The following is a 23,530-nucleotide window of genomic DNA, read 5'->3' on the forward strand; positions in this document are numbered from 1 at the left end:
CAGAGAATCTTTATCTTCCAGGTTATAGGAAGAAAATCATATGGATATGAAATATTTATTGGCTTTTTTGATGATGGCTCTGCCGGGGATGAGCCTGTTTGAAGGAGGTGTCCGCATGTTTGATGTGAGAGGATTGCCGGTGATGGACTTGTGGGAACCGCCGAATCCCGGATATTTCGACCGAAAATATCCTCCCGTCAACTCCAGGAGTGTTGAGTTGAAGCCGATAGAATTCAATAGGCGGAAATTTCTGCAGTCAACATTGATTCTAGCCTGTGAAGAATGGGTGGATGCTCCTTCCCCGTCAACGGTGCGGCAGGGAGGGTTCCTGGATGCCCTGTCCGGTTTTTATCCCAAAAAAGAATATGATAGGGTGAATGAACGGAGCTGGACTGATATTCAGGATTACGGACTTTTCATTTACACGTATTTTACAATGGATGGCAAAATTTGTGAACTTGACGATCAGGGATACCATATGCGGGTAGTGGAAGAGAACAGGGGAAGAAACAGTGTCACTTTTTATAATGCGGAGGGAAAAGAATGCCATTGCAAGGACGGCTATCACCGCGGAGATGTCATTCAGCAGGCGGCATGGATTCTCCACGGGGCTTTTGTTTTCAGGGAATCCTTTTTTGGAAAGGGGGATGAGGGAAGCGGCATCTTTTATCAGGAACCTGTGGATGTGGAGCGCCCGGCAATTTATCCGAGGGGGCGGACAATACGGTACCATCAGTACAAGGCAACGCCCGCGCCCGGAGCCGGTGTGACCTGTCTGGAAGTTCACAAGGGCTGGGAGGCGGAAGTGACAGCTTTTGAGAGAAAAACATTTTATTTGAAGGGCAGGTTCGGCTTCGACTATGACATTGATGTATTACGGATGCTTCTGCCTGAAAAACTGCTGCAGGCCAGATTTTATCTGAACCCCTACGACGTAGCCGAGGCGGAATATACGGACAAATTCGGACGGCTGACGCGCGGCCTGCAGGGCTGGGCACGGCGCTGTGCAGACCATTATGAGCCTGGAAGTGATTTGGGAGGGGGCCGTGCCGTAAAGGAAATTCGTTACTATGACCAGCACGGCGAATTAAGTTCCGATCATCAGCTGCAATGTGCGATGATCCGTTTTTCCTATCCGGAAAACGGTATTCAGCAGATCAGCTATTTTGATGAGCACGGCAGGGAATTGAAGCATTTGAAAAAAGAAAAGAAAGGTCTTTTGGACAGAATCACTTCCGATTCCTATAAGTGTTATTCCATGCTTCATGAGGATGTGACTATGTATGAGGCCGATAATCGGGATGAAGGAGAAATAATAGAGCGTGAGGAGGACTAGCGGAGAGAGATAAAACGTCCCTCCATCTTTTCCTGGAGACGCTTGCTCCTCATCAAATTAAATAAGACGGGCGATCTTTCCGCAGAATAATTCCTCCAGACTGAGGGAGGAATTGTTTATCCGATTCCCTGGAGTATGCCTCCATGCTTCCGTGACCTAAAAAAGTATTGCCAACGCCGGGGAATGCTGTATTTTGCTTGCGTTGAGAGTGACTGCCAAGTGGTTGCCGTCATCCTTTTTGGGAGTTCGGCATATTTTCCGGCAGAGTATCTGGTCCCTGTAGCATGTTTACGGATGATCGAGCCCTGATTCCCCCCCCGCGTGGTATGATGCAGAAAGCAATATGTTCGCCCGGGTTGAAGGATTGCGCCACTTGTTAGTTTGCCTCTTTTACATTCACTTATTATTATTCCCAGTTAATTTCTATGTCCGGACATAACAAATGGTCTAAAATCAAGCACGTTAAGGCTAAGGAAGATGCCAAAAAGGGCAAGGTGTTCGCCCGTTTTGCCCATGAAATCATGCTGGCCGCCAAGAGCGGCGGGGGAGATCCGGACCTGAATCCTCGCTTGCGAGCCGCCATTGACGGAGCCAAGGCCGTGTCCACCCCCAAGGAAAACATTGAACGCGCCATCAAGAAGGGAACCGGAGAACTGGGAGGAGCCACCATTCAGGAAATTACTTATGAGGGTTACGGGCCGGCCGGAACGGCCTTCCTGATTGAAGTGGCTACGGACAATACGAACCGTTCCGCTTCCGAACTGCGTACCCTGTTCACCAAGAACGGCGGTAGCATCGGCACTCCCGGCTCCGTTGCCTACCAGTTTGAACGCAAGGGGGAAGCCCGCATCATGGCGGAAGGCCTCACGGAAGATTCCGCCATGGACCTGGCGCTGGAATGCGGTGCGGACGACGTGGAAACCGGAGATTCCGACAATGAATGGGTGTTTGTGACCGATCCCACGGAATTGAATAACGTATGCGCCGCCCTGCGCGCCGCTGGACACACGGTGACCTCCATGAAGCTGATTTCCGTGGCCCAGAATGTAACCATGATTAATGATGCGGATACGGCCAGGGCCGCCATGCGGCTGTATGAAGCGCTGGATGATTACGATGATGCGCTCAACGTGTTTTCCAATTTTGACGTGGCGGAGGAAATCCTCGAACAGCTTGACTAGCGCCGTTGTCTTTCAGGAAACGCTTTTTGCAGTTTAACCTTCTTTTTCATGTCTGATACTTCCCCAGATTTGACTCCGGAGCAGGGTTCTCCGGAGCCGGCAGTCAAAAAACGCACCGTGCGCAGGACCAAATCCTCTGCGGAAACTCCGGCGGAATCCCTGGTGAACGCGCACTCTTCCGCATCCGCACAGGAATCTTCCCCCGCCCCGCGCAAGCGGACTGTCAGGAAAAAGGCGCCTGAAACGGAAATCAAAGGTGAAAGGGAAACGAAGGAGCCGGAAAAGAAGACCTCCGTCCGCAAGCGTACTGCCAAGGCCGTAGAAGAAGTCCCGGCGGAGGAAGCTTCCGCCAAACCCAGACGGGGCCGTCCCCGCAAGAAGCCCGTGGAGGAAGTTTCCGATCAGGCAGAAACGCCTGTTCCTGCTGCGGATACCGCAGTCAAGCCGGTACGCAGGCGTTCTAAAAAGGCCGTTCCCATGGTGGAACATGAGGCTGGCGCCCCGGATTCCTCCGCTCCCGTCCTGGCGCCGCAGCATTTCGCTCCACCCGCAGAGCCTCCTTCCGGAGAAGCTGAGGAAAAGAAGCCCAAAGTGATCCGCCAGCGGTTCGTGAGAAAGAGCCGTGTGCAGGATGCGGAGGGGAATTCCGATGACGCTTCCCCCGCTATCAAGGTAGTGCAGGAAGGGGCGGCAGACCTGTCAGACGAATCTTCCCGGGAACCACAGCGGGGGAATGACCAGCAGCGCCAGCGTTTTGACCGGAACAACCAGCGCAATAACGACCGTTTTAACAAAAACAGGACCAACCGGCCCGACAACCGCAACGGAAATTATAATAATAAAAACGGCAACGGCCGATTTAAAAACCGCCGGAATGGCAATTTCCAGGACAATCCCTCCCCCCAGAACAATGCTCCGCGGGAACTGGGGCCGCCGGAACCGGTGGACGGCCTGCTGGAGATCACGAACAAGGGATTCGGCTTTCTGCGGAAGCCGGACAATGATTTTGACGCTTTTGCGGAGGCCGTGTACGTCCCGCAGGACATGATCCGCAAATTCGGCCTGCGCCCCGCCGTGTGGGTTCACGGGCAGGCTTGCCGCCATGACCGCGGCATTCTGCTGACGGAAATCACCTCCATCAACGGAGACCTTGCGGAGAAAGCCCGCAAGCATCCGCATTTTGAAGAACTCAAGGCGGTCAACCCGACCAAGCGCCTTTCCTTTGAAACCCGTCCGGAACGCTATACCACGCGTACGCTCGACCTGATTGCCCCCATAGGCCGCGGCCAGCGCGGGCTGATCGTCTCTCCGCCTCGCGCGGGCAAGACGACGCTCCTCCAGCATATGGCTGAGGCCATTCTGGAAAATTACAAGGACTCCGTCCACCTGATGGTGCTTCTGGTGGACGAACGACCGGAAGAAGTCACGGAATTCAAGCGTTCGTTGCCCGGCGCGGAAATCTACGCTTCCTCCAATGACGGAAGAGTGCGCGACCATTGCCGCATGGCGGAACTTTGCATCGAACGCGCCAAACGCCTTGTGGAAGCGGGGCAGCATGTATTCCTGCTGATGGACTCCATCACCCGCCTTGCGCGTGCCTACAACAATGCGGACAAGGGGAGCGGCCGCACCATGTCCGGCGGCATTGACGCCCGTGCACTGGAAATGCCCCGTCGCCTCTTTGCCGCCGCCCGCAACACCCGGCAGGCCGGTTCTCTGACCATTATCGCCACGGCGCTGGTGGAAACGAACAGCCGCATGGACGACCTGATTTTCCAGGAGTTCAAGGGAACGGGCAACATGGAGCTGGTGCTGAACCGCCGCATTGCGGAGCATTACATTTTCCCGGCTGTGGATATCCTGAAGTCCGGGACGCGCCGTGAGGAACTGATCATGCCGGATGCGTGGCTCTTCAAGATGAACCTGATTCGCCGTGCGCTGGCAGGCCACAAGCCCGTGGAAGCCATGGAACGCTTCCTGTTCTTCCTGAACAAGTACCCCAGCAATGCCCAGATGCTTCTGGACCTGAAGCAGAAGGCCTAGGGAAAAGGCTTTCCCTTTTTTACGGCGTCCGGCCGATTTCGGAAAATACTGAAATCCGGTCAGACGCCTTTTTTACTGCCCCAAATGGCGATGTGCAGACGGTCGGAAAAGCGCAGGCCGTAGCGCAGGCACCATGCCACAACCCGCGGGCGCATGATGTCCAGTTCTTCCCGGCTGGCGGCCAGAGGCATGATGAGGATGCGCTCCGCAGGGATTCCCGCCTGTTGTGCCAGTCGCAAAACGCCTGCCACATCCTCTTCGCAGGAAGCCACAAATTTGAACCAGGCTTTTTCCGTCTCCGCCAGACGGCGCAGAATATTCGGTTTCCAGGCTCGGGCGGCATCATTGCCGGAATGGGGAAGCTTGGGGGATACGTTGAACTGGCCGATATGGTGCAGCAACTCTTCATCCGGCAGGATAGTGCCGTTGGTTTCCATTTCCACGAAGTGTTCCGGAAGCAGTCGGAACAGTCCCGGTAGAGCCTTTTGCTGAATAAGAGGCTCGCCCCCGGTGAGGACCAGGCGGCGGCAGGGGTAACGAAGGACGGCTATCGCCGCCTCTTCAGGGGAAAGCCTCACGACGGGAGATGTACCGTCCCATGAATAGGCCGTATCACACCAGGAGCAGGCCAGATTGCACCCAGCCAGGCGCAGGAAAACACAGGGCGCACCCTGGGATGCTCCCTCCCCCTGAATGGAATGGAAGATCTCCGGTTCTCCGTGAAGCTGGGCCAGTTTTAACATCATCAAGCCGCATGAGACTACCATATCTCCTGCATCCGTCAACGCCTCCCTCCGGGGGGCGTCAACCGTTACCGCGGCGGAAGGCCCCCACGGTAAACAGCAGCAGGACGAACCCGACGACAGAAGCGGCTCCCGTGAACATCTTCTGGAAGGAGGCATGGCTCTTTTGCTCCTTGTTCAAATCGGCCAGTTCCTCTTTGGAGGCCCTGCCCATGGCCGCCCGTGCCCTGTCATAGGCATTGGAAGCCTGTGCTTCTTCCTTCTGGGCCCGTGCGAATGCCTCCCGGACGGTTTTGGATTGTTCCCTGTATTCTGCGGTTGCCAGCAGATCGTCGTCCGTCACGTCCATCATGTCCGGCACTTTTTCCTCCCTGTTGTCTGCCAGAGCGGTATCTTTCTGTTCAGTCAATTTTTTTTCGGCGTTTTGCAGGCGGAGTTCCTGCTTGACGGCCTTTTCTTCCTGCGTCGTCAGATCGGCGTCCAACTGGCGAATTTTCTCATTCGTGCCGGCGATTGCGTGGTGGATGCGGGCCAGTTGTGCCTGCAAGGCTTCCGTATTGACTTTCTGGGAAGGAGCACGGACGGCGGATTTTTTCTTGGTTTTGGAATCTTCCCGCGATTTTGCCGCCTCGCGTTCCGCATCCGCCAGTTCCTTTTGGATGCTTCGCTGCTTGTCCGTCAGTTTGGCAAGAAGGCCCCTCATTTGCTCTTTTTTCTGGAGCAGTTCCTCCCGGGCTGATTTGATGCTTTCCCTCTGCTTGGCGGCGCGCTGCCGGAAGTGTTCCATTTTTTGGTTGTGATCGTTCACTTCCTCCTGATGGTCCTCCATGGCTTTCCGGTAGGAGGCATCGGCATTTTCCTGATACTGCTGCCTTTTTTTATCCAGATAATGCGCTTGGAATTTTTCCAACGCCAGCTCCGCATCCCGCGTAGCGTCCTGGGCGTTGTTCAATTTTGTGCGGCTTTCGTTGACAGTTTGCTGCAGTGTCACGGCTGCTTCTTCCATGGTCTGTTTCCGGGCGGCCAGGGCCTCTCCTTTCGGTGTGATTTTATGTTGGTAATACCAAACGGAGAGACCGGCAGTCAGGATAGTCAGCAAGAGAAGTACGTAGCGCATGGGAATGTTCCAACGATTCGGGTAAAACTACAAAAATAAGTCTCTCTTGTCAATCAGGCAGAAATGAAGAAAGACCGCACTCCCTTAGTATCAAGGAGAGCGGCCTTTTTGCCAGGGATGTTCCAGACAGCTCCGGAAGCATGGCGCGGATCAAACGTCCAGAGAAAAGGCGGTTATGGCGTCTATTTCTTTGGCAATTTTGTTGAGTAGTTCGTCGGAAACGGGCTTGTTGGTTTTGAGGACGGCCAGGGCTTCCTGGGTGGAGTGGTCGGCCGGGGCGGCGATGTTGTCGATGTTGATGCCGTTGGAATACAGGGCTGAACCGATGATGGCAATGATGCCGGGGCGGTCCTTGTAGTGCAGGAAAATGGTCGTTCCGCGCAGGTCGGCATACAGGCCGTTGAAGTTGTTCAGTCGGGAGACCATGGGAATGCCCTCCGTCACGACGCCGCGCACACTGGTGTTGAAATATTCCCCTTCGTCCTCCATGACCACGTCCAGCGTGATAGAATCTTCATAGGGCTTGTCGTCCTTGGGTTCGCGGGCCTTGAAGACAATGCCGTGTTCCCGTAGCGACTCTTCCGCGGCGGGAGGCATGAGCCCTTTTTCCGCGTGCGGCAGCAACCCTTCCAGAATGGGGGCGGTGAACCATTTGCGGAAAACGCGCAGATTGCCGTAAAAGGTGCATTCCACACGGCGTATGGGCTTGTTGCCGCCGGCTTTGCGGGCCAGGGCGGCCAGCAGGAAGGCCAGTTGCAGATGGGCCGGATTGAGGCCGTTGGGGGATTCCCCGTTGACCACGCAGGAGGTATCCCCGTCGGAGAAATAAGCTACCATCTGTTCCGCGGCGCGTTTGGCGGCCTTGGTGTTGGCTTCCCTGGTATTGGCTCCCAGATGGGGCAGGAGCAGGTCTGCCACAGCGGCGGAGGGTTTCTCTCCGGCGGCGTCCTTGGGATGCACGTCCGTCAGGTAGCCGATGGTTTTGCCGGCGGCTTTTGCGGCGGCCAGGGCTTCTTCATCCACTACCCCGTAGCGGGAGCAGTTGATCAGGACGGCTCCGTCCTTCATGCGGCTGATGAGTTCCGCATTCACCATGTGGTGGGTGGAGGGACCGCCCGGAACGTGCAGGGTGATGATGTCGCATTGGGAGAAAATGTCTTCAATGCTGGTGGGCGTGACGCCGATGTTCAGGGCGCGCTGGCGGGCCAGGAAGTGGTCATACCCCAGCAGGGTGGGTTCAAAGCCCTGGAGGCGTTTGACGAGGTTGCGGCCGATGTTGCCCAGGCCGATAATCCCCACGGTCTTCTTGGTCAACTCGCTGCCCATGTACTTTTTCTTTTCCCACAGGCCGGCGCGGGTGGTGGTGTCCGCCTGGACAAGATGGCGGTAATACGCCAGGATCATGGCCATGACTTCTTCCGCCACGGCATTGGAGTTGGCGCCCGGCGTGTTCATGACGTCCACATTCTTCTTGCGGGCGTACACGATGTCGATGTTGTCGTAGCCGGCTCCGGCGCGGATCACCAGTTTCAGAGAGGGAAGGGAGTCCATGATTTCCGGAGTGACTTTTTCACTGCGGACGATCAGGGCCACGGTATCCGGGTGGCTGGCTGCCTGTACGTCCAGGGGCGTGTCCGCGTCCTGAATGACTTCATATCCTGCCGTTTTAAGCGTGTTGGCCGCTACGTCGGAGAGTTTGGTGGGAATGAGAACCTTGTTCATGTTGGTATGGAGAGGAGAAGGTTAGTGTTCAATGGTGTGGACGAAAAGCCCGCTGCGCAGCTTGGGCTCGAACCAGGTGGATTTGGGGGGCATGATTTCCCCGGCGTCCGCCACGCGGAACAGGTCGTCCATGGTGACGGGATACAGGGAGAAGGCCAGCGCCATCTCTTCGGCGCAACGGCGTTCCAGTTCTCCCAGGCCGCGGATGCCGCCCACGAAGTCGATGCGGTCGTTGGTGCGCGGGTCGTCAATGCCCAGGATGGGAGCCAGCAGGTTGGCTTGGAGGATGGCGCAGTCCAGGCTTTCAATGGGATGGTCCGCGTCGAAAGTGCCCGGTTTGGCGGTAAGGGAATGCCAGCGGCCGTCCAGATACATGCCGAATTCATGCTTGGCGCGCGGGGCGTAGCCTTCTCCCGGAACGGTGTCTGCGGGGACCACGTCGAAAACGGTTTGAAGCTTTTGCATGAACTCGTCGCGGCTCAGGCCGTTCAGGTCGCGCACGACGCGGTTGTAATCCATGATGAACAGGTCCTCGTCGCAGAAGACAACCGCCATCAGATAGTTGAATTCTTCCTGCCCCGTATAGTCCGGGTGCGCCTTCCGGCGTCTGGCGGAGACGGCGGCGCTGGAGGCCGTGCGGTGGTGGCCGTCCGCAATGTACAAAGCTTCCACTTCCTCAAATCCTTTCCGGATGGCCTCAACGGTTGAGGGATCTGCAACAGGCCACAGAATGTGGGTTACGCCGTCCTCCGTGGTGAAATCGTATTCCGGCTTATGAAATTTGATCCATTCCCGGATGATGCGGGAAATCCCATCATGCTTCCGGTACGCCAGAAAGACCGGTTCCGTCTGCGCGGAACAGGCATCGAAATGCTCGATGCGGTCCAGTTCCTTTTCCCTGCGGGTCAGTTCATGCTTCTTGATAGTACCGTTCGCATACTCGTCCACGGAGGCGCAGCCGACGATGCCTGTCTGCACGCGGCCCCACATGATCTGGCGGTAAATGTAAAAGGACGGTGCGCCGTCCTGGACGAGGTAGCCTTTCCGGATGAAGGCCTCCAGGTTTTCCTTCGCCCTGGCGTAGGTTTCCTGGGCATGAATGGCTTCCTCGCCCGTATCAATGTCGGAACGGCAGATGTGCAGGAAAGAGGCGTCGTTTCCGGCGGCCATCTCTTTGGCCTCCTGATGGTTCATGACGTCGTAGGGCAGGGAGGACACCCGTGCGGCCATATCCCGTGGAGGCCGCAGGGCGGGAAAAGGGTGGAGAGTGGACATGGAAAAGATGAACGGTTAGGAGTAGCGGCGATGATACAGGGAGCGGATGGGGGAGACAAGCCCCGCTAAAATACATGCCGCAATGAACGGCGGCGTATGCCGTGCGGAAAAGTCTGACAAACCGGAAAAATGAAAAAACCCGGGCAATGTCCGTCTGGGAGATCCTTCTCTATGTGAAGCGGGCTGTTGCTCCCTCTTTCCCGGACAGCCGGGAAAGAGGGAGCGGGGAGGAATTGCTAGATGTTGAGGATGTCCACAATGTTGGAGGTGATGGAGCGCATGTCGTCCATCGTCAATTCACCCATGTGGGCGATGCGGAACGTCTTGTTCTTCAAATCACCATAACCGTTGCCAAGCTGCATGCCGCGTTCGATCAGCGCGTTGTTCAGCGCGGCGACATCAATGTCGCGTGTGTTGCTGATCACCGTCAGGGTGCGGGAAAGGTGGTCGCGGTTGGCGAAAACGCTGAAATATTCGTCCGCCCAGGAGCGCACGAACTCGGCCATGGCTTCATGGCGTGCAAAGCGGTTGTCCACGCCTTCCTGCATGATGCGCTGGAGCTGGAGGTCCATGGCGTACATGATGGAAACGCACGGGGTGTTCGTGTACTGGTAATCCTTCTTCTGGATGGTGTCGTAAATGGAACGCAGGTCAAAATAGCAGCCGCGGTTGGGAACGGAAGCGGTGCGTTCGTAAGCCTTCGGGGAGAGCGTACAGACGGCCATGCCGGGAGGCAGGGCCAGTGCCTTCTGGGTGGAAGTCACCAGCACGTCCACGCCCAGCTTGTCCGTTTCAATCCGGGAACCGGCGGCGGAGCTGACGGCATCCATGCACCAGACGACATCCGGGTACTTTTTAAGTACTTCCGAGATTTCTTCCACAGGGTTCTGAATGCCGGTGGAAGTTTCGTTGTGCGTGATGCAGATCGTGTCGTATTTGCCGGTGGACAGGGCGGCGTCCACCATTTCCGGGGTGGTGGGCTGGCCGAGCTCGCTCTTGAAAATGTCGGCGGGGACGCCGTTGCCCGTGGCGATCTTATACCACTTGTCGCCAAAGGCGCCCACGGAGAAAATGGCGGCGCGCTTGGCGGTGCAGGAGCGCACGGCGCCTTCCATCAGGCCCGTGCCGGAGGAGGTGGAAAGCAGGATTTCCTGTTCCGTCAGCAGAATGCGGCGCAAATTGTTGGAAATGCGGCGCTGCAGGGCGGAGGCCGCCTTGGATCGGTGACCCATCATCGGGCCGCTCATGGCGGCGAGTACTTCAGGTGCTACTTCGGTGGGCCCGGGAATGAATAATTTGGTTGCCATTGGTTTTAGAAACTGGGTACGTGTACTATAGCGTCTCCAGACGGTTTGGCTATTCAAAATTCTTTGCGGCCGGAGGAGGCGGGTTGCGGGAAGTGCGGTTTCACCATGGCACGGCATTTCTCATGCCATCCAGGCCGTTATTCCTTTCACGAGCCAGTAGCCTCCGAAGAAAAGCCAGGCATACAGCAGCGCCGCCAGCAGGAAGGGCCGCGCTCCGGCTTTCTTGAATTTCTCAAAGCTGGATTCCGCGCCCAAGGCCGTCATGGCCATGGTTAGCAGGAAGGTATCCAGGGAATTGATGGCGCTTACGACACCGGAAGGGAGCAGATGCAGGGAATTGAAGCCGATGACGGCCAGGAAAAGAAAAGCGAACCATGGGATGGTGATCTTCCGTTTTTCCCCGGCCTGTCCGGCGGCGGCTTCCCTGCGGGAAAGAATGATGCTCAGGATGACCAGGACCGGGGCCAGCATCATCACGCGGATCATCTTGACGATGATGGCCGGGTCTGAAATGGCCTGTCCCATGGCGTTGCCGGCGCCGACCACGTGCGCCACCTCATGCAGGGTGGCTCCCGTAAACAGGCCCATTTGTTCCGTCGTCAGGTCCAGCATTCCGGCCCGGAACAGGGCCGGATAGAGGAACATGGAAAGCGTTCCGAAGATAACGACGGTGGAGACAGCCACGGCCGCCTTGTACGGCTGGCTTTTCACGACAGGTTCCGCCCCCAGCACGGCGGCGGCTCCGCAAATGGAACTGCCGATGGAGGTCAGCAGGGCCGTATCCCGGTCCATCTTCAGCAGGCGGCCCAGTCCCGCGCCCAGCAGAATGGTGAAGGCCACGACGACCGCGTCAATAAGCAGGGCGGCGCCTCCGATGTCGATCACGCTCTGGAACGTCAGCTTGAATCCGTACAGCACAATGCCCGTTCTCAAAACCTGCTTGGTGCAGAACTGAATGCCGGGGACCCACGTTTTCGGCAGATGGTTGCGCAGGCTGTTGGCGTAAATCATCCCCAGCACGATGCCGACGATCAGCGGGCTGAAGGAAAGGTGCTTCACCCATTCGAAATCCGCAATGTAACAGGCGGAAAAGGAGAAGAGAACGATCAGCAGAATGCCGTGCAGGGGATTGGCGAGTCGTTTGGGAGACATGGTTTTGGAGAATGATGGTTCGGAACGTTTGCGGCCTTCCGATGGCCACGAGTCGGACGGCTGAGCGGGATGTATACTTCTATTTCATGATTAAATCTAATCAAAAACGTTTATGGTTGATTAGATTTTGTTATAATAGCTCTTGCAGAACCTGATGAACAACTCGTTGATCCTGCTGTGGTCTCCATGCCCGGTTGCGAAATGGAAGGAGCGGCGGATTTCCATGTGGCGCAGGGGGATTCTTTTCAGGTTTCCCTTCTTGAGCTCTTCCCTGACGGCCAGGGAGGAAAGGAAGGAGCACGCCGAAGAATGTTCCAGGTAAAGCTTGATGCTCTCCGTATTGCCCAGTGTCATCAGGACATGCAGTTTGGACGGGGAGACCCCCTGGGCTTTCAGCGCTTCCTCCACGATCCTCCGCGTGCCGGATCCGGGTTCCCGCATGATCAGAGGGATGCCGGAAAGCTGGGCGGCAGTGAGGCCGTCCCGGGGCGCCGGCGCGGCCTGTGTTCCTCCCGCCAGAATAATTTCATCAGCCAGAAAGGGGAGGTAATGGAGGTCCTTTCTGGTTGCCGTGCCTTCCACAATGCCGAGCTGTACGGTTTCATCCTGCACGGCCTGTTCTATTTCTTCCGTATTGCCGCTTTTCAGCCGTATGCGGATGTCCGGGTAAAGGCGGCTGAACAGGGCCAGGAGGGGAGGGAGCACGTATTGGGCCATCGTGGAGCTGGCGCCCAGGTTCAGCTCTCCAGACACGGGCACATTCCCGGCGGACGCCATGTCTTCGTTCAATGCCTCGTATTCCTTCAGAATCCTGCGGGAATGGATCAGCAGGCGGCTTCCTTCCCCCGTCAGGACAATGCCCCGGCCTTCCCGTTTGAACAGCCGCGCGTCAAGCAGGCGTTCCAGTTCCTTCACATGGCGGGTGACGGCAGGCTGGGTGATGAACAATTCCTCCGCCGCGCGGGTAAAATTGAGGCGCCGCGCGACCGTTTCAAATACCTTCAGCCGGAAATCCGTGATCATGGGAGGAATGATGCCATTCAACCATGCCGCCCTGATTCCGGCAAGCCTCTTTCCTTCCTTCGTTTTTCCCTGAGGAAGCTGATGGAAATAAATAATTTGTTATGACATAATGACGGCTCGTCCGGCTTAACAGGAAGGAAGAGAACGGGTCATGATGAGAGTCAGATTATGGACGATGGCGGCGGCCGCATTGTTTTTATCCGGATGGGCTTCCGGGGAAGGGCGGAATAAAAAGATGGAGGAATGGCTGCTGCCTTCCGGTACGTTGAAAGCGTTTGCGGAATACATGCCCGCCTATGGAAAGCGGGCGTTTCCCGGACCGGATGCACGGGAGGCGGCTCGGCTGGAACAGGCAGTGGATGCCGCCAGGAAAGCGAAGGATGCCCGCGCCCTGGCGGAAGCCGCTGCCAGGCTGGATGCCTATTGGCAGTCAAAGCTGGATGCCCTGTATGCTCCCGTGGCTGCATGGCTGTCTTCACGGTGGTTTGTGAAGGCGGAACTGATTCCGTACAAATATGGCAGAGCGTACGAAATGCCCATGCAGGAATTGCAGGACGAACTCGTCATGCTTGCCTGGGCGGCGACGCAGGCCGCCTGGGAGAAATTCCTTCAGGCGGATGAAGAATTTTACAGGGCATGGATTCTGGCCGAACGGAAGCGCCGGGAATATCCGGACTTGGGGGAAACTCCGTTCCGGGAGAAGCTGGGGGACATGGAAGAGGCGCAGGTGCTGGTGCGCCGAGCTTTAAAAAAAATGGAAAGGATCATGGCCATTGCCGATACGGCGTGCGCGACGCATGCCTATCCCCTGGTGGATGCCGTTCCCGTCCACCCCGGATGGCAGGAGGATGATCCCGTTCTGCACAGGGTGGAGCAGGCCGTATGTTCGTCCGACTATCCTTTCATCAAATCCATGATGATGGAGTACCGGAATTACTGGAAAGCCCGTCTGGACGGCATCAGGACGGCTCTGCTGAGAGAGGACGGCTACAGGCCCGGTATGGAAACCGGATGGGAGAAAAAACTGAAAATGGCGAATCGTGCCTGGAGGTATTATGTGATCATGTCCGTGGAATACGAGATACAACCCGGAATCTATTTCTGGAGTTCCGGTATTGACATTTACATGACGGCACACTGGACATGGCTGTACCGGCAGCGATGCCGGGATTTGATGACGCTGGCCGGACTGGCGCCGGAAAGAAGGGCGGAAGGTTTTGAATGTCCTTCCCGTTCCTTTGCCGGATTCGGGGAGGCGCGTCTTGCGATGGAGCGCAAGGCCTCTGCCGGAGGGCCTTTGGCGGCGGAATACGCGGAATTGGCGGAGAATCTGGAAAAACTGCGCACGGATTTGGATGATGCCGCATCTCCGTGGCGGGCCGTTTTTTTAGCCGTCAGGCTGAAGGATGAGGACGCGCTCCGGCTGTTGACATCCCGTATCCGGCTGCATGAACAGCACGCTCTTCTCAAGGGCGCGGTTACGCCGCTCATGGAGGCCGCCGAGGCGGGTTCCTCCGGGATGGTCCGGATTTTGGGGACATGCTGGGGAATGATCAATGCGGAAGACTGGCGAGGGCGGACCGCACTGGACATCGCCCTGGAACATGGTCATGGGGAAGCTGCATCCCTGATCCGGGAGAATGGTGGAATGACCGGAGCGGAGAAAAGAAGGAAAGAAGAGAAGGAGGCTGCCCGCAAATAGAGACTTTTTCGGACAAGGCGCCTGCCGGGAGCCGGCTTGACGGCATGCTTCCATGGTTTCCGGAACATTTCCCCGGTGAATTCCGTACGAAGCCCGGACTGAAAAACGGCGTGGGGCTGATGAGGAAATGCCGACGATTCAGGCTTGTCCCTGTTCATTTTCAGCCGTCTGTTCCGTCATGGGTGACATTCTGTTGCCGCTCATCGTCTGAACGGTGATGCCCGGCGGGGACTCCAATGCTTATATGAAACTGCATTCCATGATCATTACCGGCGCCGCCGGACTTATGCTGTTGGGGGCCTGTTCCCCTTCTTCTTATCAGACTACGTTTCCGGAACCGGCTTATGTGAAGGTTTCCGCCAATAACGGCGCATACGTTCCGTATCCCGTCAATCCTCAGGGACAGCAGGAACTGGTGTACTGGTACGAATCCCTGCGTGAACCCCTGACCGTTGTTGCGGAAGTGCCGCCCGCTCCCCTCGTCACCAGGGGCCCTGGTCCGGTAATTCTGGATTCCGACAATTTTTCCGCGAAGCTTTACCGCGACAGGACGGAAGTGAAGAAGAAGGACAAGGACGGCAAGTGGGTTACCAGCGTGCGTCCCACCACTCCGGCTGACCAGCGCATGAGGAATTACATCATTGCGAGCAAAAAATCCCGTTAATAGCAGTTTTTACTGCCCTTGAAAAATAAGAATCCGGCCTGTTCCTTGAAAAAGCGAACAGGCCGGATTCTTTAAAAGAGTCTGCGGCAGTTTCCCCCTGCGTCCGGAAATGCGGGAGGAAACAACTCTCCGTGCTGTTTCCCGGCAGGCGGCCTTCAGCAGGGAGCAGGAGCCGGCATCCGCGGATGCGGACCTTCAATCACAGGTCTTCCAGCGTCCATTCATCCTTCCATTCCAGCTTGATCTGGTCGCCTTCCCATTTCATGGGCAGCCACAGGTAGCGTCCGTCGATGGCATTCTTGGGCCGCCAGATGTCCGCCATGAAGATGAATTTGCCGGGCTTGCCCTGCACGGGCAGAATGTACGTGCTTTGGCCGCCGAAGGTGATGCCCGCCTTCGGGCCCACGCAGGGGTTTTTGAGTTCCTTCCACGGTCCGGCAATCCGGTCGGCCACGGCGCTGCGGGCGGCGTTGGGAGCCCAGCCGGAACAGCCGGAAGCGATCATGTAGTATTTGCCCTTGTGCTTGCAGATGGCGGGAGCCTCCATGTAGCGGTTGACGAAAGCCCGGACGTATTTTCCGTTATGCCCGGTGTAGTCCGGCGTGAGTTCCGCTATGTGGAGCGTGATGTTGCCTTCCGAGGAATAGATATGGTAGGCCTTGCCGTTGTCGTCCACAAAAATGGTCATGTCCCGGCTCATCTGGCCGCCGGGATAGTCACGCCTGATGATGCGGACGTAGTCGGGCATTTCCTTGGTGAACTCCGTGGTCTGGTCCTTTTTGTCCAGGTTCAGGGGCCATTTGCCCGGATTGACGCGCCCGGCCCTCAGGAACGTGAACGGCCCGGTCGGCTTGGTGGCCGTCGCCACTCCCGCATACGCGGAACCATAGCCTTTCCCCTTGAGCTCCAGATGGAACCACATCACGTACTTTTTGGTCTTCTTGTTGTAAACCACTTTGGGACGTTCCAGGATGCAGCCCTTGGCGATGGGGTGGGAATTGTCCCCTTCCACCACCTTCAGGGCGATTCCCTCGTCCTTCCAGTTGTACAGGTCCTTGGAGGAATAGCAGTGCACGCCCACCTGGGCGCGGTTCCCGGCGTCCCCTTCAACCTTGTGTTCCCCGTACCAGTAATAGGTTCCCTTGTCGTAGAGGATGCCGCCGCCGTGGGCGTTGATGTGGACGCCGTTGTTGTCCGTCCAGATTTCTCCGGGCTTGAAGGAAGTGTGCCTGACGGGGACGTCCGCCGGAGAAAGGGCGGTCATGCCGCAGAACAGGCAGAGGGAGAAAAAGGCGGTTGAAAATGTTTTTTTCATATTCTTGAAACAGGTTGCGTGTTCGTATTCTTACAGGTCTTCCAATTTCCATTCGTCTTTCCATTCCAGCTTGATCTGATCGCCGTCAAACTGGATGGGCAGCCACAGGTAGCGTCCGTCGATGGCATTCTTGGGCCGCCAGATGTCCGCCATGAAGATGAATTTGCCGGGCTTGCCCTGCACGGGCAGAACGTAGGTGCTTTGGCCGCCGAAGGTGATGCCCGCCTTCGGGCCCACGCAGGGGTTTTTGAGTTCCTTCCACGGTCCGGCAATCCGGTCGGCCACGGCGCTGCGGGCGGCGTTGGGAGCCCAGCCCGTGCATCCGGAAGCGATGAAGTAGTATTTGCCCTTGTGCTTGAAGATGGCGGGGGCTTCCATGAAACGGCCCGGAAAAACGCGTACGAATTTACCCGTGTGCCCGGTGTAGTCCGGGGTGAGCTCCGCAATGTGCGTGGTGCTGTTTTCCTCGGAGGAATAAATGTGGTAGGCCTTGCCGTCGTCGTCCACAAAAATGGTCATGTCCCGGCTCATCTGGCCTTTTTTAAAATCTTTCTTGAACATGTCCTCGGAGCGGACGCCTTCCGGAAGGGCGCTGGAAGTAAGGCCTGGCACCCCCTTGAAGGTTTCCATGGTCTGGTCCTTCTTGTCCATGTTCAGGGGCCATTTGCCCGGATTGACGCGCCCGGCCCTCAGGAACGTGAACGGTCCGGTCGGCTTGGTGGCCGTTGCCACTCCCGCATAGGCGGCCCCGTAGCCTTTCCCCTTGAGCTCCAGATGGAACCACATCACGTACTTTTTGGTCTTCTTGTTGTAAACCACTTTGGGGCGTTCCAGGATGCAGCCCTTGGCGATGGGGTGGGAATTGTCCCCTTCCACCACCTTCAGGGCGATTCCCTCGTCCTTCCAGTTGTACAGGTCCTTGGAGGAATAGCAGTGCACACCCACCTGGGCGTAATTGCCCGCGTCGCCCTCCACCTTGTGTTCCCCGTACCAGTAATAGGTTCCCTTGTCGTAGAGGATGCCGCCGCCGTGGGCGTTGATGTGGACGCCGTTGTTGTCCGTCCAGATTTCTCCGGGCTTGAAGGAAGTGTGCCTGACGGGGACGTCCGCCGGGGAAAGGACGGCGGCGCCGCAAAACAGGAGGATGGAAAGCAGGGGACTGATGATATTAGTCATGACTGTGTGAGGATGCGGAAGTGGTCAGTGAATGATCGGATGGCCGTACAGTTTGTCCCATGCCCTGGAAAGGGCGTACAGGGCATAACCGGTACCATAGAATTTGTGATAATTGTACAATGGATAGTCCCACCAGGAACCGTCTCTTCCCTGGCGCGCAAGGATGTCGCCGGCCAGCAGAGACGCATGACGTTTTACCTGATTGGGGGCCAGCATGTCCAGACACATTCCTGAATAATAATATCCATAATAGAAAAAGTACCCGGAATTCTGTGCGAAGCTTTCATGCGGAACCGGCTTGTGGAGGGCCATGGTCAGCCAGCCCCTGCGGCTCCACAGGCGGTCCAGTCCGTCCACAAGCTGGCGCATGGAAACATCTTCCGGTTCCCACAGCTTGATGGCGTAATCGCAGGCCGGGGTGCGGGCCAGGCTGCCGGTGTGGCGGTTGATGGGTCTGCCGGGATAATAGGAGTGGCTCAGGGAGTAAACATAGGTTCCGGCCGGGGTACGCTGGGATTTGAGGAATTTCAGGGCCCGGCGGAATACCTTCTCATCCAGGGAAAGGCCGAATGTCTTACCGGCCATCCATGCGGAAATGAGAACGGTCCCGGTCAGGAAGGAGGTGGGTTCCGATGCTGGCCGTTTGCTGAATCCGATGTAGGTGAGATAGCCCCAGCCCCCCTTGGCGGAAGCCAGTTCGTTGAGCCTGTCCACCTGGAGGCGGGCGCAGTCCATGAGTTGTTTGTAGCGCGGGCTTTCGCGGTCCAGCCCGGCCGCACGCATGCTCATGGCGTCCAGCACGTAGGTATGCGCCCAGATGTTGTAAACGCAGAGGGCGTCCCCCCCGCTTCAAATGGGGCATCGTCCGGATCAGGTAATCTTCCGCGCGGGTCATGGCTTCCCGTACCTTTGGTTCGTCCCGCAGGGGAGTGGCGTTAAGTCCCGCGATGCACAGGGCCGTGCTCGCCGTCTTGAAGGTGAGCGGGCCGTCCGGATAGGGGCAGAGAATGTTCCATGTGCCGATCACCCGGTGGTCTCCCCAGGAGCCGTCCCTGTTCTGTTTTTCCAACAAAAAATCCACGCCGCGGCGGAATGCCGCGCTGAATTGTCCGCGTTCAGCAGGAGGAATATCCGGAATTTTTGCAATGGAAATGGTATCCTTCCGGTTGCCGGGTACCGTTTCCGGTTCTCTGGCGGAAACAGCCAGGGACGCAAGCAGAAGCAGGCTGGAAAGCAAAAGGCGGAACATGGTTAGGAAGCGGGCGGGGTGGTGGGATAAAGCGCGCTCCGGACCCGGGAAACGGCGAACAGGGCGTAGCCGGTGCCATAAAATTTGTGATAATTGTAGAGGGGATAGTCCCACCAGGAGCCGTCCTTCTCCTGCATGGGCAGGATGTCGTCCGCCAGATGGGCTGCATGGCGCGGCAGCCGTTCCCGGGGTACCTGGTCAAGGCAGCGGGCGGCGTAGTAATACCCGTAGTAGAAGAAATAGCCTGCATTTTGCGCGAAGCTTTCATGAGGGATGGGTTTCTTCACCGCCAGGGAGAGCCACCCGGAGCGGCTCCAGATGCGTTCCAGCCCGTCTTCCAGCTGGCGTCTGGAAACAAAAGCCGGATCGTACTGGATCAGGGCCAGGTCTCCGGCGGGGGTGCGGGCCAGGCTGCCGGTGTGGCGGTTGATGGGCCTGCCGGGATAAAACATGTGGGATATGGAATACACATAGCTCCCGGCCGGAGTCCGCTGTTTTTCCAGGCTGGCGACGGCGCGCTTGACAATCTGGGGGTCGGCCTGGAGGCCGAATGCGCGTTCGGCGTCCTTGAAGGCAATCAGCACCGTAGCCGTCAGGAAGGAGGTGGGTTCCCCCATCGGCCGTCTGGAAAAAGTTTTAAAGGTGTAGTAGCCCCAGCCGCCTTTGACGTCCGCCATCCAGTTCAGCGCCTCCACCTGCAGTGCGGCCACTTTCTTGAGCTCCGTGTATTGCGGGGAGTTCTCAGGCAGATTTTCAGCGGCGCGGCACAGGGCGGAGAGGCCGTAGGCATGACCCCATACGCCGAGGACGGTGCGCGTGTCTCCGCGCTTGAGCAGGGGAAGGGTGGCAAGCAGGTACTGGACGGCCCGGTCAATGGCTCCCTTGACGGCGGGTTCATCCTTCAGCGGACTGGCGAGCAGGCCGATGACGCACAGGGACGTGCAGGCGGTCCTGAATGACCTGGGGCCTTCCGGGTAAGGGCAGATCACATTCAGCCCCTTGGTGCGCGTGTGGTCTCCCCAGGAGCCGTCCTTGTTCTGGCTGGCCAGAAGGAAATCCGCCGCCCTGCGTATGGACTGGTCCAGCGTTTCCCGGGAGGGGGGCTCCACGTCCGGAACCTTTTCAATGGGAATGGTGTCTCTTTTTTCCCCGCCTTCCGTCGGCACAGGTGCGCCAAGCGCCGTGCAGGCACTCAGAACGGAGAGGAAAAGGACGGCCTTATTCATGCGCGGAAAAGAGATCAGGCCTGCTGATCCTTGATGGTCACCTGGACGGGCAGTCCGGGAGCGAATATCTGGCTGGCGGGAACCTTGGGCGTCACGATGATGCGGCGTTTGCCGTCCGCTCCGGGAATGGGGCTGGCTTCCGTGATGACACCGGGAATCTGCATGTTCGTCACCTTGATGACGACGGTTTCCCCCACTTTAGGCGTGGCGGTGGAGTCTGGAAGGGTGGCCTGCACGATCAGTTCCGAGTCCGGGGGAACGATGGTGGCTATTTTGTCAAAGGCTTCCAGCTTGCCGCCGGGCTTGAGCTTTTCTGCCACGGGAATGGCCACCCATTTGTCCGCCACGTAGCCTCCGTAAAGCAGGATGCCGTTTTCCGGAGCCTTGAAGGAGGCCATTTCGCGGTCGGCTTTTAATTCGTTGTATTTGTCCTGGAGGCGGCGCAGGGACACCTCCGCTTCCGTAAGGGCTATTTTTTTCTGTTCCAGGTCGAATTCCGCCTGCTTGCGGGCTTCCGCCAGGTCCGTCTGCTTTTCCTTCACGGCCGTGGCGAAGTCTTCGCCCAGGCGGTGGATATTGCGTAGCTTGGCCAGTTCCGCGACCAGTTTGGCACCCTGGACGGCGAACTCGCTTTCTCCCAGCTCATTCTTCAGCCGTTTCAGGATGATTTCCTCCGTTTCTTCCGCCACCTGGTCGTCCTTGTACATCTTGGTGAGCTGGTTCAACTCCTCCTGCTTGTAGGACATGTAGCGCAGGGCCTTGTTGACGCGTTCCTCCTCTTCCGCCAGCATGCGGGCCTTGCGCTTTTCCAGGAAATCCTTCTGGTCCTCCTCCGTGCGCGTCAGGGCCGTCTGGAATTTCTGAAGGCTCATGGCGGAACGCTCCTTCTGCTGGTCCAGCGCGTAACGGAGTTTCAGCACTTCCAGATTCTTGCTCTTGATGGCCCGCTCGTAATCTTCAATGCTCTTGTCCAGCGTACGGAAATCCGCCTGGGCCACGGAATCTCCCTTCTTGACGGAGCTGCCCTGGGGCATGATGCCGATCAGGAAAATGTCGGAACTTCCCTTGGGGGCAAAGGAGATGGACTTGGTGTTCTTTTTGGGCAGCAGAATGCCTGGAGCGATGGAGTCGGCCAAGGCGGCTCCCCCCATGAGGAGAGCGGCGAGAAGGCCGGTGGCGGTAAGGGATGTATGCTTCATATACAATGGTATGCAATCGGAGATGAATCAGGATTGGCGTGCGGAGAATGGGACGAAGCGCCCCTTCTTTCCAAGAATAACGGTGTGAAACGTAGTTTTCTTTCCTTTATGTGAAGCGGGCACCGCTTCCGTGCTGACTTCGAAGCCCGCTTTCTGCAGGGTGCGCACCAGCCGGGTGTCCGGACGGGCTACGGTGATGACCAGCAGGCCCCCCTGCTTGAGGGCGGCAAAATAATCGGAAGCTTCCGCTACGCTCAGGTTCATGCGGTCGTGCGTGGAACGGCACAAAATGGCGTGAAAGGCCTTCTGCTGCTTGCGGGCTACCTGGAGAGCGGTGGAAAATTCCACGCTGACGCGGGGATCATGCAGGAATCCGGGACGTTCCCCATCCAGAAATTCCCGGTGCCAGTCCACCAGCTCCCTGCACGGTTCCGCCACGACGAAGCTGGCTTTTTCCCTCTGGACCTGGTCCATCAGGGAAAACAGGGTGAAGCCCAGGCCAAGGCCGTCCAGAAGGAAGGAGGGCTGGTTGGCCCTCTTGACGGGCGCCGTGGCAATGGCCGCCGCCGTTTCATTGCTTCCGTGGGAAAAACTGGAAGCCGTCTGCATGCCGTCCCTGAGCAGAAAATGGAAGCCGTCCCGTTCCCAGAGTTCAAGAATGGAGCCGTCGGGCAATTGTGTGGAAGCTAGTTTGGTAATGGGTTTCATATCAAATAATGCCGGTCGGACAGCGTAGGGAAGAACGCTTTTCAGGGCAAGTCCGGACAGCGTGTTTGGAGAGGAATACGGGCCTAATTGAAAAAAATTGCATGGAAAACGAACTTTGCGCATTCTTTTTCTTGATTTACGGACGGAAATAAGCGAGAGCTATCTTTCAGCACAGCTATTTTTTCCGATATGAGTAATCCACCACCCCCCTCCATTCCGGGCGGTACTCCGCCGCCGCCCACTCCTCCGCCGGCTCCGGCAGCGCCTTCCGTACCCCAGCCGCCCGTACCTCCTGCCGCGCCTCCCGTGTCCGGAGCACCCGCGCCGGCTGCTCCGCCCGCAGCTGCCGCTCCTACCATTCCTCTCCGCCCTGCCGGCCTGGGAGGAGGGATCAAGCTTGGCGGCGGCCTGAAGACGGTTGCCCTTGGCTCCGCCACCACTCCTGTGGCTCCCGCAGCAGCGGCCCCTACCGTTCCCTTGGCTCCTCCCGGTGCAGGGATGGCTACCGCGCAGCTTCCGCAGGCCACCATCGGCCTGAATACGGCTCCCGCCGCGGCTCCCGTTTCTTCCGCTTCCTTTACGGCAAAAAAATTTGAACAGGACTCCGAGGAGGGCTCCAATACCCTTCTGAATGTTCTTTCCTTTGTTGCCCTGGCTTTTGCCCTGGCATTCGTCGGTTACCAGTATGCTACGGATACGTTGGAATCCCGCAGCATGACGGGCTGGCTGGGCAGTGAAGAAAAGCCTGCCGCCGCAGCTCCCGCCGCCAGCGACGAGTCTGCCGATGACGCCGCCGCCGAGGAAGCGTCTGAAACGTCTGACGAAGCCGCTGCGGATGCCCCTGCTGATGATGCGTCCTCCGATGTCGCCGACGACGAAGAATAAGTGAACATAACGGTTCTCCAAATACTCTAAGCGGTACTATGGCAAACGTATTTTCTGAAGCAAATTTTGAGGATGAAGTCCTGAAGTCTGACATTCCTGTGCTTGTCGACTTCTGGGCTACATGGTGCGGCCCCTGCCGCATGATCGCTCCGATCATTGACCAGTTGGCTACGGAACTTGCCGGCAAGGTCAAGGTGGGCAAAGTGGATGTGGACGCCAACAACGGCCTGGCCGCTACCTATGGCGTGCGCACCATTCCTACTCTTTTGATCATCAAGGATGGAGAAATCATGGACACCATGGTGGGCGCCACTTCCAAGGACGCCATTCTCCAGCGCCTGCGCCCGGTCATGTAACCGTTCGCGATTATTGATTTAATACCGGCCTCCGGTGGGAAAATCCTGCCGAAGGCCGTATTTTTTATCCGGGGGTGCTTCCTCTGCCTCTTCTGGATGGCGCTTGGGGTGCCTCTTGATCTGCCGGAAAAGCAGAATTTGTTTTTAGCAA

The 23,530-nt window shown here is 57.5% G+C and carries 20 protein-coding genes; 7 read left to right on the top strand and 13 right to left on the bottom strand.

Features of this window, described 5'->3' with window-relative positions; translation table 11 throughout:
* Positions 1-46: 46 nt before the first annotated feature.
* From V3C20_RS05975 to rho, 3 genes are all read left to right on the top strand, one after another.
* A complete protein-coding gene (locus V3C20_RS05975; RefSeq protein ID WP_130084257.1) occupies positions 47-1,336 on the top strand; it encodes a hypothetical protein in 1,290 nt (429 codons plus the stop codon).
* A 425-nt stretch (positions 1,337-1,761) separates the two neighbouring features.
* Positions 1,762-2,517: a YebC/PmpR family DNA-binding transcriptional regulator gene (locus V3C20_RS05980; RefSeq protein WP_130084258.1), complete on the top strand. Its 756-nt coding sequence runs from the start codon at positions 1,762-1,764 to the stop codon at positions 2,515-2,517.
* A 48-nt stretch (positions 2,518-2,565) separates the two neighbouring features.
* The gene (gene rho / locus V3C20_RS05985) at positions 2,566-4,560 is read left to right on the top strand and encodes a transcription termination factor Rho (protein ID WP_238623836.1); all 1,995 of its coding nucleotides are present in this window, start codon (positions 2,566-2,568) and stop codon (positions 4,558-4,560) included.
* Between the two features lie 59 nt (positions 4,561-4,619).
* On the opposite strand, the gene V3C20_RS05990 is transcribed toward rho, so the two are convergent.
* The 7 genes from V3C20_RS05990 to V3C20_RS06020 all read right to left on the bottom strand — a co-directional run bounded on the left by V3C20_RS05990 (position 4,620) and on the right by V3C20_RS06020 (position 12,899).
* Positions 4,620-5,306 (bottom strand): 7-carboxy-7-deazaguanine synthase QueE, encoded by a 687-nt coding sequence (locus V3C20_RS05990; protein ID WP_205074105.1) that lies wholly within the window; start codon positions 5,304-5,306, stop codon positions 4,620-4,622.
* Positions 5,307-5,364: 58 nt separating this feature from the next.
* Positions 5,365-6,420, bottom strand: coding sequence for a hypothetical protein (locus V3C20_RS05995; RefSeq protein WP_130084259.1), 1,056 nt, complete (start codon positions 6,418-6,420; stop codon positions 5,365-5,367).
* A gap of 150 nt (positions 6,421-6,570) precedes the next feature.
* Positions 6,571-8,142: a 3-phosphoglycerate dehydrogenase family protein gene (locus V3C20_RS06000; RefSeq protein ID WP_130084260.1), complete on the bottom strand. Its 1,572-nt coding sequence runs from the start codon at positions 8,140-8,142 to the stop codon at positions 6,571-6,573.
* Positions 8,143-8,163: 21 nt separating this feature from the next.
* Complete coding sequence (locus tag V3C20_RS06005) at positions 8,164-9,417, bottom strand: DUF1015 family protein (RefSeq protein ID WP_130084261.1); 1,254 nt, start codon at positions 9,415-9,417, stop codon at positions 8,164-8,166.
* 236 nt (positions 9,418-9,653) lie between these two features.
* Positions 9,654-10,724 (bottom strand): alanine--glyoxylate aminotransferase family protein, encoded by a 1,071-nt coding sequence (locus V3C20_RS06010; protein WP_130084262.1) that lies wholly within the window; start codon positions 10,722-10,724, stop codon positions 9,654-9,656.
* 120 nt (positions 10,725-10,844) lie between these two features.
* Positions 10,845-11,876 (bottom strand): YeiH family protein, encoded by a 1,032-nt coding sequence (locus tag V3C20_RS06015; RefSeq protein WP_130084263.1) that lies wholly within the window; start codon positions 11,874-11,876, stop codon positions 10,845-10,847.
* Between the two features lie 120 nt (positions 11,877-11,996).
* Entirely contained in the window at positions 11,997-12,899 is a 903-nt protein-coding gene (locus V3C20_RS06020; RefSeq protein WP_130084264.1) for a LysR substrate-binding domain-containing protein, read from the bottom strand.
* 151 nt (positions 12,900-13,050) lie between these two features.
* On the opposite strand from V3C20_RS06020, the gene V3C20_RS06025 reads away from it, so the two are divergent.
* Entirely contained in the window at positions 13,051-14,601 is a 1,551-nt protein-coding gene (locus tag V3C20_RS06025; protein WP_130084265.1) for an ankyrin repeat domain-containing protein, read from the top strand.
* A 244-nt stretch (positions 14,602-14,845) separates the two neighbouring features.
* Positions 14,846-15,265, top strand: coding sequence for a hypothetical protein (locus V3C20_RS06030; RefSeq protein WP_067981816.1), 420 nt, complete (start codon positions 14,846-14,848; stop codon positions 15,263-15,265).
* Positions 15,266-15,464: 199 nt separating this feature from the next.
* On the opposite strand, the gene V3C20_RS06035 is transcribed toward V3C20_RS06030, so the two are convergent.
* The 6 genes from V3C20_RS06035 to V3C20_RS06060 all read right to left on the bottom strand — a co-directional run bounded on the left by V3C20_RS06035 (position 15,465) and on the right by V3C20_RS06060 (position 22,138).
* Positions 15,465-16,529, bottom strand: coding sequence for a glycoside hydrolase family 43 protein (locus V3C20_RS06035; RefSeq protein WP_162851890.1), 1,065 nt, complete (start codon positions 16,527-16,529; stop codon positions 15,465-15,467).
* Positions 16,530-16,610: 81 nt separating this feature from the next.
* On the bottom strand, positions 16,611-17,756 hold the full coding sequence (locus V3C20_RS06040) for a glycoside hydrolase family 43 protein (RefSeq protein ID WP_130084267.1): 1,146 nt from the start codon (positions 17,754-17,756) through the stop codon (positions 16,611-16,613).
* A gap of 24 nt (positions 17,757-17,780) precedes the next feature.
* Positions 17,781-18,545: a hypothetical protein gene (locus V3C20_RS06045; RefSeq protein WP_330935438.1), complete on the bottom strand. Its 765-nt coding sequence runs from the start codon at positions 18,543-18,545 to the stop codon at positions 17,781-17,783.
* Between the two features lie 462 nt (positions 18,546-19,007).
* The gene (locus tag V3C20_RS06050) at positions 19,008-20,231 is read right to left on the bottom strand and encodes a prenyltransferase/squalene oxidase repeat-containing protein (protein ID WP_130084269.1); all 1,224 of its coding nucleotides are present in this window, start codon (positions 20,229-20,231) and stop codon (positions 19,008-19,010) included.
* A 14-nt stretch (positions 20,232-20,245) separates the two neighbouring features.
* Complete coding sequence (locus tag V3C20_RS06055; RefSeq protein ID WP_130084270.1) at positions 20,246-21,430, bottom strand: hypothetical protein; 1,185 nt, start codon at positions 21,428-21,430, stop codon at positions 20,246-20,248.
* Positions 21,431-21,457: 27 nt separating this feature from the next.
* A complete protein-coding gene (locus V3C20_RS06060) occupies positions 21,458-22,138 on the bottom strand; it encodes a hypothetical protein (RefSeq protein WP_130084271.1) in 681 nt (226 codons plus the stop codon).
* 189 nt (positions 22,139-22,327) lie between these two features.
* Here V3C20_RS06060 and V3C20_RS06065 point away from each other — a divergent pair, with 189 nt between their 5' ends.
* A complete protein-coding gene (locus V3C20_RS06065; RefSeq protein ID WP_130084272.1) occupies positions 22,328-23,023 on the top strand; it encodes a hypothetical protein in 696 nt (231 codons plus the stop codon).
* Between the two features lie 38 nt (positions 23,024-23,061).
* A complete protein-coding gene (gene trxA / locus V3C20_RS06070) occupies positions 23,062-23,379 on the top strand; it encodes a thioredoxin (protein WP_067572089.1) in 318 nt (105 codons plus the stop codon).
* Positions 23,380-23,530 lie beyond the last annotated feature (151 nt).

The organism is Akkermansia sp. RCC_12PD (assembly GCF_036417355.1).
GTDB lineage: Bacteria > Verrucomicrobiota > Verrucomicrobiia > Verrucomicrobiales > Akkermansiaceae > Akkermansia.